This is a genomic window from Maribacter sp. IgM3_T14_3 (assembly GCF_049603095.1).
In the GTDB taxonomy this organism is placed as follows: domain Bacteria; phylum Bacteroidota; class Bacteroidia; order Flavobacteriales; family Flavobacteriaceae; genus Maribacter.
In genome coordinates, this window is sequence record NZ_CP187138.1 from 699068 (window position 1) to 711655 (window position 12588).

The window sequence follows — 12588 nt, forward strand, 5'->3', positions numbered from 1 at the left end:
AATCCGAATAATTATAACATTATGAAAAAACTGAATTTATTTTTAGGCGCACTTGTAACTCTATTTTTTATTTCTTGTGAAGGACCACAGGGACCTCCTGGATTTGATGGATTTGATGGTGAAAGAGGACCTGCTGGACAGGACGGAGTTAACATCTTAGGACAAGTCGTAGATATTGAAGGCACATTTACTTTAGAAAACGATTATTCTATATTTTACGAATTTCCGCAAAGTATTGAAGTCTTTGAAAGCGATGTTGTTTTAGTTTACATACTTTGGGGTGAAACTGAAGATAGTAATGGTGAATTAGTTGATATATGGAGATTGATGCCACAAACACGAATATTAGACCAAGGCTTGCTTCAATACAACTTTGACTATACCTTTTTTGATGTCAATATTTTTTTAGAGTCAGATTTTGATCTTGCTACTTTACAAGCAGGTGATACAGATAATCAAGTTTTTAGAATAGCCATTTTACCAGCAGAATCTACAACCGGTAAATTAGACACCTCTAATATGAATTCTGTAATGGCTCATTTAGGTATAACCGAAGATAGCATTCAAAAAATAAAATTAGATTAACACCCCATGTAGTTAACCTATTTAATCTAAAGCCTTTGAATGATAATCAAAGGCTTTTTTTTATTTGCTATGTTTAAAACTTTAACCTAAAATGTTGCGTAGATACAGTACATTGAAAGGAACATATAATTTTATCGACAGAACTAAAAAATTGAAAAGATGAAAATAAATATTGTAATTGCACTATTAGTACTTTTTGTGAGCTGCAAGGGTACTTCTCAAGAAAAAGAGATGGCTACGGATACCAAGACTAGCCAGAAAAAAGAATTCGCGGTTCAGAAAACGAAAAGCGAATGGAAAAAGGAGTTGACCGATTCTCAATATTATGTACTTCGTGAAGCTGCTACTGAAACCCCATTTACTAGCGAATTATTAAAGAATAAAGAAAAAGGCACATACGTTTGCGCTGCATGCGCTACTCCCCTATTTAAAAGTTATACCAAATTCGATTCTGGTACAGGATGGCCTAGTTTCTATGAAGAAATTGAAGGTAATGTTGCTTATGATGTCGATTACAAAATTGGTTACAAAAGAACAGAAGAACATTGTGCTACTTGTGGCGGACATCTAGGCCATGTTTTTGAAGACGGACCAGATCCAACAGGTTTGCGCCACTGCGTTAATGGTGTTGCGCTTAATTTTGTACCTGCCGAATAACATTTAAATTAGAATTTATAATTGCAAGAGGTCTTTTTAGACCTCTTCTTTTTTTCTATAAGACTCATACTAAAGCAGCTAGGTATATTTCTAAAATATCACAATTTCATATTAAAGGTCATATTTTAAAAACCTACAATTAATTTCAATAAGGTTTTGTATTTTTACAGCTCAATTCAATCTACAAAAAATCAAAATATGAGCACTTTCGATATTATTGTTTTAGGTAGTGGTCCTGGTGGGTATGTAACCGCTATTAGGGCTGCACAATTAGGGTTTAAGACTGCCATTATTGAAAAAGAAAGTTTAGGCGGTGTTTGCTTAAATTGGGGTTGTATACCTACCAAAGCATTGTTGAAATCTGCACAAGTATTTGAATACTTGAAACATGCAGAAGACTATGGTTTAAAAATTAATGGTGCCGATAAAGATTTTGATGCCGTAGTTAAAAGAAGCCGTGGCGTTGCTGAAGGAATGAGCAAAGGTGTTCAATTCTTGATGAAAAAGAACAAAATAGAAGTTATTAAAGGTTACGGAACATTAAAAGCCGGAAAGAAAGTTTCTGTTAAGGCTGAAGATGGTTCTATTACCGAATACAGTGCAAACAATATTATCATTGCTACAGGGGCAAGAAGTCGCGAACTACCTAGCTTACCACAAGATGGTAAAAAAATTATTGGGTACAGACAAGCAATGACCTTAGACAAACAACCTAAGAAAATGATTGTTGTTGGTAGTGGTGCCATTGGTATCGAGTTCGCTTACTTCTACAATTCTATGGGAACTGATGTTACCGTAGTTGAATATTTACCGAATATTGTACCAGTTGAAGATGAAGACGTTTCTAAGCAATTAGAAAGAAGTTTCAAAAAAGCGGGTGTTAAAATTATGACATCTGCAGAAGTTACTTCTGTTGACACTTCTGGCGAAGGTGTAAAAGCTACCGTAAAAACTGCCAAAGGTGAAGAAGTTTTAGAGGCTGATATCGTATTGTCTGCCGTTGGTATTAAAACCAATATTGAAAACATAGGATTAGAAGATGTTGGTATTGCTACCGATAGAGATAAAATATTGGTAAATGATTATTACCAAACTAACATACCTGGTTATTATGCAATTGGTGATGTTACACCAGGACCCGCTCTTGCACACGTTGCGTCTGCAGAAGGTATTTTATGTGTAGAGAAATTAGCTAACATGCATGTAGAGCCATTAGATTATGGTAACATACCAGGTTGTACGTACTGTTCTCCTGAAATCGCTTCTGTTGGTTTAACTGAAAAACAAGCTAGAGAAAAAGGTATCGAAATTAAAGTTGGTAAATTCCCTTTCTCTGCAAGTGGTAAAGCACAAGCTTATGGAGCTTCTGAAGGTTTCGTTAAAGTTATATATGATGCCAAATACGGCGAATGGCTAGGTTGCCATATGATCGGCGCAGGTGTTACAGATATGATTGCCGAAGCAGTTCTTGGTCGTAGACTAGAAACTACCGGGCATGAGGTTTTAAAAGCTATTCACCCACACCCAACCATGAGCGAAGCTGTTATGGAAGCAACTGCAGCGGCTTATGACGAGGTTATTCACTTATAATTAATACAAAATAGTATAGCATGTTAAAATTATTTCGAGCAACGGCAATTTTAGAAGGAATCTCTTATTTGGCGTTGTTCGGGGTAACCATGCCATTAAAATATTGGGCAGAAATACCAGAGCCAAATAAATTGGTCGGCTACGCCCACGGTTTTCTATTCATCGCATTTATAGCACTTACCCTAATAGTTGGCTTTACACACAAATGGAGCTTTAAAAAAGTATTTATATTCGGTATAGCTTCCCTTCTACCCTTTGCTACATTTTACGTAGAAGAGAAATATTTAAGAACAGAAGATAACGGTTAAAGCAAATTTATCGCGAACGCCGTTAGTTCATAAATTTTTCTATTAACTATATATTTACACGAAAACAGCTGCATTCGTACTTAAAAGATGTTTTTTAACTATAACAGAAAGGTTCTACTTTCTAAAATAAAAAGCTCTCGATAGCTAAATCATAACTTTTTAAACCGAAGCCAAGAATTACTCCACTTGCCGCCGGCGAAATATAAGACACATGCCTAAACTCTTCGCGCTTGTGTGTATTAGAGATATGAACCTCTATTACGGGCGTTTCAACTGCTTTTACCGCATCGCCAATACCTACCGAAGTATGTGTATAAGCTGCTGCATTGAGCACTATACCGTCATAAGAAAAACCTGTTTCTTGAATTTTAGAAATTAGTTCGCCCTCAATATTAGATTGATAATATTCTAGCTCAATATCTTTAAACTTGAATTGTAATTTTGAAAAGTAATCTTCAAAAGTTTCGGCACCGTATACGTCTGGCTCCCTTTTTCCTAAAAGATTTAAGTTGGGACCATTTATTATGATAATCTTCATACATCAAAAATAATGAATGTTGCCTTACGATGAATTAGAAATATTTGTCATTAACAAAACTTAAATGAAGTCGTTATCTAACGACGGGTTCTATACTTCGGCTCAAAATTATAAACGATACCTAAAGTCAAGGTTGACCAAGTGGTTTCTTCGATATCTATACCTGTATAAGAAAAATTAACCTCAACACTTGAACTCATTAAATAAGCAATTGTAGGTCTGTAATATAAACCACCTTCATTACCATCACTTAAACCCATTGCATAACCAATATTTCCACCAAATGAAAAATCATTTGATGTCCAAAAACGAACGCCTACAGATAAGGGCAAAAACTGAATAGATTCTTGTTCTTCTCTGATAATCGTTGTTTGAAAGGTTTCTGCAAAACCATGAATAAAACCCACTGCCGGACCCACATCTACTACTTCACCTAACGGATACATGTATGATAAATCTGCTCCAAGCACAATACTTACAGCTTCATTATAATCATCTAGTGGTATACCTCCTTGAATACCGAACTTGAACCCCTCTTGAGCGAAAATTCCGGTTGAAAAACATAAGGCAAATAATAAAATGAAATACTTATTCATGGTTTGGTCGGTTTATTTCCTTCAAAAATAAAGGTAAGACTAAGCTTACAAGAATCTTTGTTGTGAATACCATGAAAGTAGTGGTACAGCTTAGTTTTAGGTAGGTCATATAAATTGTAACTTCGAAATAAACTCTCTATTATTACATTATTTTATACCGAATTAATGTATTCTTTATCTTTAAACCATGAATTGGAAACATGCGTTAAAAGATTACACCATATATCTTAAGCTTGAGCGAGGGTTATCAAAAAATTCTATACAGAGCTATACTATGGATATCGAGAAATTGATGTCTTTTCTTGATGCACATACCATAACTACCACCCCAATACTTATTGACAAAAACACGGTTCAGCAATTTATATATGAAATTGCCAAAGTAGTCAACCCTAGATCTCAGGCGCGAATTATATCGGGACTCAAGAGTTTTTTCAATTATTTAATTTTTGAAGATTACCGAAAAGACAACCCGTTAAATTTAATAGAATCACCTAAAATCGGGCGTAAATTACCTGATACTCTTTCAGAAAACGAAATAGACAAATTAATTGGTGCTATTGATTTAAGCTCTTCCGAGGGAGAACGTAACCGCGCTATGCTAGAAACTTTATATGGCTGCGGATTAAGAGTTTCTGAACTTATCGGATTAAAAATTTCTGATCTTTTTTTTGAGGAAGATTTTATTAAAGTAACCGGCAAAGGAAACAAACAACGTTTTGTACCTATCAGCCCTGTAAACAAGAAATACATTGATATTTATAGAAATGAAATTAGAGTCCATTTAAAAATTCAAGAAGGCTTTCAAGATATTCTATTTCTAAATCGACGCGGCAAACAACTTACCCGAGCCATGATTTTCACTATCGTAAAAAATTTAACGGTTACCATAGGATTAAAAAAAAGTATAAGTCCGCACACTTTTAGGCATTCCTTTGCTACTCACCTACTTGAAAATGGTGCCGATTTAAGATCTATTCAACAAATGCTTGGGCATGAAAGTATTACTACAACAGAAATATACATGCATGTAGATAGATCTCACTTAGCAGAAGTAATGAATACTTATCACCCTAGAAAAGATCATTAAAATTTCCACTTGCTACCAATTGTATATACCGAAGGCATAGTCACTTGGGTTTCACCAAAAGCACCAATGGTCGATTTATTTAACTGAACATTACTTTTTAATTCAATCATAAAATTCTCGCTGACATCATAACCGGCACCTGCCACAAAACCAAGGCGGTATGGTGCATCAAAAAGTTCATCTTTTTCAGTTGCCACTTCTACCTCTAAACCTGTAAGCAAGTATAGTCTATCATTCAAATATCTTTTAAACAACATGCTAGACCTAAACCTTTCACTTAATATATAGGTATCATAAAAACCTTGGAGCTCAAGTTGTGTAGACTTGAATATGCCATATTGCACCATAAAAGACTTATGTACATCACCAATTGCAGAATTGGGATATGCATGCCCTGTTATTGACAATCCCGATAACGATGATGGTAAATTTGATGTATGCGGTTCTTCTATTGTTTGCCCATTCGATACTATTATAAACAAGAACAGAAAACTAGGTACAAGTATTTTCATAGGTTGGATATCTTAGGTTGGTAGACATAAATTCCTACAAAAGATATTTTAAAAATTAGCGCCAGCGAAATACTTAGCAAAACTTTAACTGCCAAGCATTTAGAAAGCTTCTCTTAAAATATGAAATACAATTTCACTAATCTTTGAACTGACTGTAATCTCTTTTAAACGGGCGAATGATCAAACGTGCTTCACGATCAAATCGAATATAGTTATATACCCAGTTGATAAATACGACCATTCTATTTCTAAATCCTATCAAGAAAAACAAGTGAACGAACATCCAAACAAACCAAGCAAATACACCTTGAAACCTGAATTTCTTAATATCGCAAACCGCTTTATTTCTGCCAACAGTCGCCATGCTACCTTTATCGTTATAAACAAATGGTTTCATGGGTTTGTTCTCTAATAAATTTACCAAGTTCTTACCTAATAATTTCCCTTGTTGTATTGCCGGTTGTGCCACCATTGGGTGCCCACGAGGATTATCTACGGTTGCCATACATGCAATATCACCAATAGCAAATATATTAGGATGACCTACTACCTGGTTGAATTCGTTGACATTTATTCTATTACCACCAGCAATTACGCCTTCTGCATCTAAACCTTTTATACCAGCTCCTTTTACCCCAGCTGCCCAAACTACAGTGGCAGCATCAAACTTTAAATCGGTAAGGGTTGTAACGGTTTTACCATTATATCCAGTAACCCGAACTCCTTTCCAAACCTGAACTCCTAATTTCTCTAAAAAGTCTTCTGCTTTTTTTGATGCTTGCGCACTAAAACCTGGTAATAAGCAATCGCCACCCTGCACAATATTAATCTGTGCTCTTCTTGTATCTAAATCTGGATAATCTTTTGGTAAAATACCTTTCTTTATTTCTGCTAAAGCACCAGAAAGCTCTACCCCTGTTGGGCCACCACCTACTATTACGAAATTCATCAAAGCATCTCTTTCATGATAATCATCTGTAAGAAGTGCCTGTTCGAAATTCTCTAAAATTAAACTACGCAGATTTAATGATTGCGGAATCGACTTCATAGACATCGCGTTCTTTTCTATCTCCTCATTTCCAAAGAAATTAGTTTCAGAACCTGTAGCTACTACTAAATAATCAAAACTTAAATCACCAATATTTGTATTCAACTTTTTACCGGCAGTATCTATTTGCTGAACTTCGGCAAGGCGGAAGTAGAAATTATCATACCCTATTAAAACTTTACGTAGCGGATACGCTATAGAATCTGGCTCAAGACCACCTGTAGATACTTGATATAATAATGGTTGAAAAGTATGGTAATTGTTCTTATCGATAAGAACTACTTGTACTTCTTGTTTACTTAATTTTTTCGCCAGAGAGACTCCGCCAAAACCACCACCTATTATTACAATTCTAGGATAGCTCGAAAGTGGTATGTTCATAGTATGATTACTTAAACGCAAAATTAAACAAATGGATTTCTACTTTATAATAATAATGTGTTTTTAGTATCTTTAAGGTCTAACTCAAACAAACACCAAAATGCGCAAAACCCTTATTTTATTGGCGGTACTAAGTACTTCCTATTATTCACTGAATGCTCAAAAGAGCGAAAAAGACATTATTAAAAATTTAGAGCAGAAAAGTGCTGATTATGGAACTATAGCTCAAAATATTTGGGGATTCGCAGAAATGGGCTACCAAGAAGAACAAAGCTCTGACCTTTTACAAAAAACATTACAAGATGCAGGCTTCAGCATCAAAAAAGGTGTTGCAGGTATACCTACCGCATTCATTGCCGAATATGGTATTGGCAGCCCTGTTATTGCGATAATGGGAGAATTCGATGCCCTACCCGGTCTTTCTCAAAAAGCGGTCGCCGAAAAGCAAACTGCTGGCGCAGCAGCAGGTCACGCCTGTGGTCATCACTTATTCGGTACAGCTTCTACAGCTGCTGCCATTTCAACAAAAGAATGGTTAGAAGCTAACAAATCTAAAGGCACTATTCGTTTTTACGGTACGCCTGCAGAAGAAGGGGGATCTGGCAAAGTATATATGGTTCGTGAAGGACTTTTTAATGATGTCGATATTGCATTACATTGGCACCCAGGTGCTCAAAATGCAGCTAGTGCCGGTGCGGCTTTAGCAAATAAGTCTGCTAAATTTAGATTCCATGGTATTTCTGCACATGCTGCTGCATCACCGGAAAAAGGACGTTCTGCATTAGATGGTGTTGAAGCTATGGATATGATGATCAATATGATGCGTGAGCATATACCGCAAGAAGCAAGAATTCATTATGTTATTACAGATGGCGGTAAAGCACCGAACGTTATTCCTGATTTTGCCGAAGTATATTACTATGCTCGTCATAATAGACGTGATGTGGTTATTGAAATTTTTGACCGTATGGTAAAAGCTGCCGAAGGCGCTGCTTTAGGTACAGGTACAACGATGGATTATGAAATGATCGGTGGTACTCATGAGTTACTTCCGAATCTTACTTTGCAGAAAGTAATGCATGAAAACCTATCTGAAGTAGGCGGAATGGAATATACCGCAGAAGAAAAGGCTTTTGCCGATAAAATCGCAAAATCATTAGGTCAAGAAAAGGCTGATATTGATACAGCAAAAAATGTGCAACCATACAAAACAGAAGCTAAAGCATTCGGCTCTACCGATGTTGGCGATGTTAGTTTCACCGTACCAACTGTTGGTTTCAGTACTGCTACGTGGGTACCTGGCACACCGGCGCATAGCTGGCAAGCGGTTGCTGCAGGTGGTACTTCAATTGGTAATAAGGGCATGATGATAGCTGCAAAAACACTTACAATGACTGCAATTGACTTATTCAAGGATAAAAAATTAATAGAAACCGCCAAAGCAGAGTTTTTAGAAAATAGAGGCGCAGATTTTAAATATATTCCGCTTTTAGGCGATAGAGCTCCAGCTTTAGATTACAGAAAATAGTCTAGCATTCATCTAGAATTGAAAAGTGCCAAGGTTACCTTTGGCACTTTTTTTTATGTATTTACAAATTTATTGTAACAATTGAAACCAATCGAAGACTAACCTCGTAAGAACAACCAACCAATAGTGAACAAAGAACTGGAACACAAATTTGTGACCGAGCTGCAAGACAATCAAAATATTGTCCATAAAGTGTGTACCCTGTATACAAATGACCGCGACTCGCATAACGATTTGTTCCAAGAAATTACGATTCAACTGTGGAAAGCATACCCCAAGTTTAGAGGAGAAGCAAAATTCAGCACTTGGATGTATAGGGTAGCCCTAAATACAGCTATTACACTATACAGAAAGCGTAAAAGGCGAATTGATACGGCGGACTATGAATCTATAATTTTTAAGATCAAAGCCGATGAATATGATGAAACCGAAGAGCTGCAATTGAAATTGATGTATAAAGCCGTCAAGCAATTGAATGATATCGACAAAGCCTTAGTTTTCTTATATCTGGAGGATAAAAACTATGCCGAAATATCAGAAACGTTAGGTTTAACCGAGGTAAATGCACGAGTGAAAATGAATCGTATTAAAACAAAATTAAAAACCATTTTGAATCCATAGGCGTATGACGGATGAACTGGAATTATTAAAAAAAGACTGGCAGAAGAAGGAATTTAATGTTCCTAAGCTGAGCTATGAAGAAATACATAAAATGATATGGAAGAAATCTTCTTCTATCGTTAAATGGATATTGATTATAAGTATTTTAGAATTCGTTCTACCTCAACTTCTGTATTTCACACCAGGAATGAAAGATAATATGCAGATTTATCAGCATATTGGAGTAGCAAAATATTTAACCGGACTCTCAGTAATTTACTATGTGGTCATAATTTACTTTATATACCAATTTTATCTAAGATTTAGAGAAATATCAGTTTTGGATAATTCTAAAAACTTAATGAAGAAAATTATTAAAACAAGAAAAACAGTTAAACATTACGTCATTTTTTCTTTAGCAATGTGTTCACTTTTTTTTATAGTAATGATTATTGCAATTTTCTTGAATAATGATATTATCGGCGCCTTTCCTGAAATGGGAGAACAACTTAGAGGTCTTTCTAATGACAAATTAAAAGTAACCCTTATGATTACATTAGGGGTTGTTGGTCTTATATTTATCAGTGCTTTATCTTTATTCTATTTCTTACTTTATGGTTTACTACTTAGAAAGCTAAAACATAATTACAGCGAACTAAGACATTTAGCAGTTTAATTTTTTTTCCATTTACGTTGTTTATTCTCTTCTTCGAAGGCCAATAAATCTTGTTTAGAAATCACCTTTAAAAATGAAGGGTGCTGTTCAATAGCATATTCCAACTTCTCAATGATCGATTCTGAAGATTCATTTTCATAATCTATTTGCAAAGGTTCTTTAATGACCAACGATTGAAGTATCCCCTTCTTTTTGATACGAAGTCCTTTTTTATCAAAAGATCTTCTAAACCCATCTATAACAACAGGTACTACAACGGGCTTATACTTCTTAATAATGTGGGCAGTACCTTTTCGTAAAGGTTTCCAAGGGGTGGTAGTACCCTGTGGAAAAGTGATTACCCAACCATCATTTAAAGCTTTACCTATACTAGAGATATCGCTCATTTTTACTTGACGCTTAACGTCTTGACCTTCTGAACGCCATGTTCTTTCTACACTAACAGAACCTGCGTAGGCCATGATTTTGGTCAGTAAACTTTTTTTCATGGTCTCAGCGGCAGCTACATAATACATATTTAATTTAGGCTGCCAAATGTACCCCAGATTTTTAATCGAATCTTCGCGACCACTTAAACTAGCATTGAACACATGAAACATCGCCACTACATCGGCAAAGTAAGTTTGATGGTTACTTACAAATAGTACATTTTTATTTGGCAAATTTCTGATTATTTCAGAACCTTCAATTTCTAACGTATTAAATCGCTTATATCGCTGATGCGATAGCAATGCCAAAATACGAATTAGCCACTTTTTAATGAATAAGTTATGCCCGAAAGGGTTTTTATCAAATAATCCCATAGAATGCTAAAATAATTAAATATGCTTTACAACACTTGCTTTAATAACTCTTTAATCTCATTCAACATCATTGCCGTTGCACCCCAAACGATATAACCGTTTAATTTAAAGGCAGGTACTTCAATATCTACGGCGTATGACGTTGTTAATTTTTTAGAAACAACTTTGGTATCATCTAAAAAGTCTAATATTGGAACTTCTAAGATCAACTCTACCTCTGACTCTTGTTTTATAAATGGTTTGGGTTCTTTATATAAACCAATGAATGGTTGGACGATAAAATTACTTGGGGGAATAAAAATTTCTGAAATTTCTTTCACCACAATAACATCTTTCGGATGCACCCCTACTTCTTCATGGGTTTCTCGTAATGCCGTTGTTAATAACCCGTCATCTGACTTTTCTGCTTTCCCACCCGGAAAACCAACTTGGTTCGAATGTACACCTTTATAAGTTTTTCTCAGAATCAATAAAAGGTTGATATTTTGATTTACCGTTGGATAAAACAATGCCATTACTGCCGCTTTCCTCGGATTCTTCTTCGTTTGATTGATTCGCTGTAATTCTTCTATACGAATTTCTGGCGCCATTTTATGCTGAGAAGCTTCTCCCGGTAGCGGTAGATCCTTTATTTTTGATATTTGTTGTTCAAAAAAATTGAAATCCATGCGTTCACTCAAATTCTATACATTTTTTCTCTTAGCCATTATGGCAGTAGCTAGCTGCAAAGATACTTCTAAGAAAGTTGATAGCGCTACTACCGAACCAGAGGCTGTATTAGATTCAATTAAAATTACAGAAAATGAAGTTATCGAAGACCCAAAAGAAGAAGCTTTTGTGCTTGACGAAGAAAATGCTATCGAATTCTTTTTCAACTATGAAAAAACCTTAAAAGCGAACAAGGTTAAAATTACCACTAACCTCGGTAGTTTTACAATTGAGCTATTCGAAAATGTACCGTATCACCGAGCTAATTTCATTTACCTTACTGAAAAGGGTTATTTTGATTATACCCAATTTCATAGGGTGGTGAAAAACTTTATTATTCAAGGCGGAAATTCTGATGATGAAAATACAGGTAGAAAAAGATCTGAAATAGGAAGATACCTTTTGCCACCAGATTCTAGAAAAGGGCATAAACATCATAGAGGCACCGTTTCTATGCCTAGTAGCGAATTGGACAACCCGCACATGCTAGCATCTCCTTTTGAATTCTTTATAGTTGTTACTAATCCTGGCTCTTATCATTTAGATGAAGAGTATACCCCTTTCGGCAGAGTTATAGAAGGTATGGATGTTGTCGATAAAATAAATAACCAACCAGTTAGTAAAGGAGATTGGCCTGAACAGAATATCTATATAGAAAAAGCTGAAGTACTAAAGTAGCTTTTGGCTTTTGGCTTTTGGCTTTTGGCTTTGGCTTTTGGCTTTTGGCTTTTGGCTTTTGGCTTTTGGCTTTTGGCTTTTGGCTTTTGGCTTTTGGCTTTGGCTTTTGGCTTTTGGCTTTTGGCTTTTGGCTTTTGGCTTTTGGCTTTTGGCTTTTGGCTTTTGGCTTTTGGCTTTTGGCTTTTGGCTTTTGGCTTTTGGCTTTTGGCTTTTGGCTTTTGGCTTTTGGCTTTTGGCTTTTGGCTTTTGGCTTTTGGCTTTTGGCTGAAATTTAAATATTTAGCTTCGCT

16 protein-coding genes are annotated in these 12588 nt (G+C 35.6%); 10 read left to right on the plus strand and 6 right to left on the minus strand.

Going from position 1 to position 12588, the window contains the following annotated elements; all coding sequences use genetic code 11:
• Positions 1-21 precede the first annotated feature (21 nt).
• From ACPF9A_RS03240 to ACPF9A_RS03255, 4 genes are all read left to right on the plus strand, one after another.
• Positions 22-585, plus strand: a complete 564-nt coding sequence (locus ACPF9A_RS03240; RefSeq protein ID WP_424001598.1) for a collagen-like triple helix repeat-containing protein — start codon at positions 22-24, stop codon at positions 583-585.
• Between the two features lie 159 nt (positions 586-744).
• Entirely contained in the window at positions 745-1242 is a 498-nt protein-coding gene (msrB, locus tag ACPF9A_RS03245) for a peptide-methionine (R)-S-oxide reductase MsrB (protein WP_424001600.1), read from the plus strand.
• A 198-nt stretch (positions 1243-1440) separates the two neighbouring features.
• Positions 1441-2832, plus strand: coding sequence for a dihydrolipoyl dehydrogenase (lpdA, locus tag ACPF9A_RS03250; RefSeq protein ID WP_424001602.1), 1392 nt, complete (start codon positions 1441-1443; stop codon positions 2830-2832).
• A 20-nt stretch (positions 2833-2852) separates the two neighbouring features.
• Positions 2853-3140: a DUF3817 domain-containing protein gene (locus tag ACPF9A_RS03255; protein WP_424001604.1), complete on the plus strand. Its 288-nt coding sequence runs from the start codon at positions 2853-2855 to the stop codon at positions 3138-3140.
• A gap of 121 nt (positions 3141-3261) precedes the next feature.
• On the opposite strand, the gene aroQ is transcribed toward ACPF9A_RS03255, so the two are convergent.
• Positions 3262-3678 carry a type II 3-dehydroquinate dehydratase gene (gene aroQ / locus ACPF9A_RS03260; protein WP_424001606.1) on the minus strand — a complete coding sequence of 139 codons (417 nt, stop codon included), beginning with the start codon at positions 3676-3678 and terminating at the stop codon, positions 3262-3264.
• Positions 3679-3755: 77 nt separating this feature from the next.
• Positions 3756-4274: an outer membrane beta-barrel protein gene (locus tag ACPF9A_RS03265; RefSeq protein WP_424001608.1), complete on the minus strand. Its 519-nt coding sequence runs from the start codon at positions 4272-4274 to the stop codon at positions 3756-3758.
• A gap of 187 nt (positions 4275-4461) precedes the next feature.
• On the opposite strand from ACPF9A_RS03265, the gene xerD reads away from it, so the two are divergent.
• Positions 4462-5364: a site-specific tyrosine recombinase XerD gene (gene xerD, locus ACPF9A_RS03270; RefSeq protein ID WP_424001610.1), complete on the plus strand. Its 903-nt coding sequence runs from the start codon at positions 4462-4464 to the stop codon at positions 5362-5364.
• Here xerD and ACPF9A_RS03275 read toward each other — a convergent pair.
• Together ACPF9A_RS03275 and ACPF9A_RS03280 are read right to left on the minus strand one after the other, a co-directional pair.
• Complete coding sequence (locus tag ACPF9A_RS03275; RefSeq protein ID WP_424001612.1) at positions 5361-5876, minus strand: hypothetical protein; 516 nt, start codon at positions 5874-5876, stop codon at positions 5361-5363. The two genes, xerD and ACPF9A_RS03275, sit on opposite strands and share 4 nt — an antisense overlap.
• A 136-nt stretch (positions 5877-6012) precedes the next feature.
• Positions 6013-7305, minus strand: a complete 1293-nt coding sequence (locus ACPF9A_RS03280; protein WP_424001614.1) for an NAD(P)/FAD-dependent oxidoreductase — start codon at positions 7303-7305, stop codon at positions 6013-6015.
• Positions 7306-7405: 100 nt separating this feature from the next.
• On the opposite strand from ACPF9A_RS03280, the gene ACPF9A_RS03285 reads away from it, so the two are divergent.
• The 3 genes from ACPF9A_RS03285 (at position 7406) to ACPF9A_RS03295 (ending at position 10109) form a co-directional block, all read left to right on the plus strand.
• Positions 7406-8833: an amidohydrolase gene (locus ACPF9A_RS03285; RefSeq protein ID WP_424001616.1), complete on the plus strand. Its 1428-nt coding sequence runs from the start codon at positions 7406-7408 to the stop codon at positions 8831-8833.
• A gap of 126 nt (positions 8834-8959) precedes the next feature.
• Positions 8960-9454 (plus strand): RNA polymerase sigma factor, encoded by a 495-nt coding sequence (locus tag ACPF9A_RS03290; protein ID WP_424001618.1) that lies wholly within the window; start codon positions 8960-8962, stop codon positions 9452-9454.
• 4 nt (positions 9455-9458) lie between these two features.
• On the plus strand, positions 9459-10109 hold the full coding sequence (locus ACPF9A_RS03295) for a hypothetical protein (RefSeq protein WP_424001620.1): 651 nt from the start codon (positions 9459-9461) through the stop codon (positions 10107-10109).
• Here the strand turns inward: ACPF9A_RS03295 and ACPF9A_RS03300 are convergent.
• The gene (locus tag ACPF9A_RS03300; protein ID WP_424001622.1) at positions 10106-10912 is read right to left on the minus strand and encodes a lysophospholipid acyltransferase family protein; all 807 of its coding nucleotides are present in this window, start codon (positions 10910-10912) and stop codon (positions 10106-10108) included. The genes ACPF9A_RS03295 and ACPF9A_RS03300 overlap by 4 nt on opposite strands.
• 26 nt (positions 10913-10938) lie before the next feature.
• On the minus strand, positions 10939-11580 hold the full coding sequence (locus tag ACPF9A_RS03305; RefSeq protein WP_424001624.1) for an NUDIX hydrolase: 642 nt from the start codon (positions 11578-11580) through the stop codon (positions 10939-10941).
• Here ACPF9A_RS03305 and ACPF9A_RS03310 point away from each other — a divergent pair.
• Both ACPF9A_RS03310 and ACPF9A_RS03315 read left to right on the plus strand, forming a co-directional pair.
• Positions 11579-12298, plus strand: a complete 720-nt coding sequence (locus ACPF9A_RS03310) for a peptidylprolyl isomerase (protein WP_424001626.1) — start codon at positions 11579-11581, stop codon at positions 12296-12298. The two genes, ACPF9A_RS03305 and ACPF9A_RS03310, sit on opposite strands and share 2 nt — an antisense overlap.
• A 10-nt stretch (positions 12299-12308) precedes the next feature.
• Positions 12309-12566, plus strand: coding sequence for a hypothetical protein (locus ACPF9A_RS03315; RefSeq protein WP_424001628.1), 258 nt, complete (start codon positions 12309-12311; stop codon positions 12564-12566).
• Positions 12567-12588: the final 22 nt, after the last annotated feature.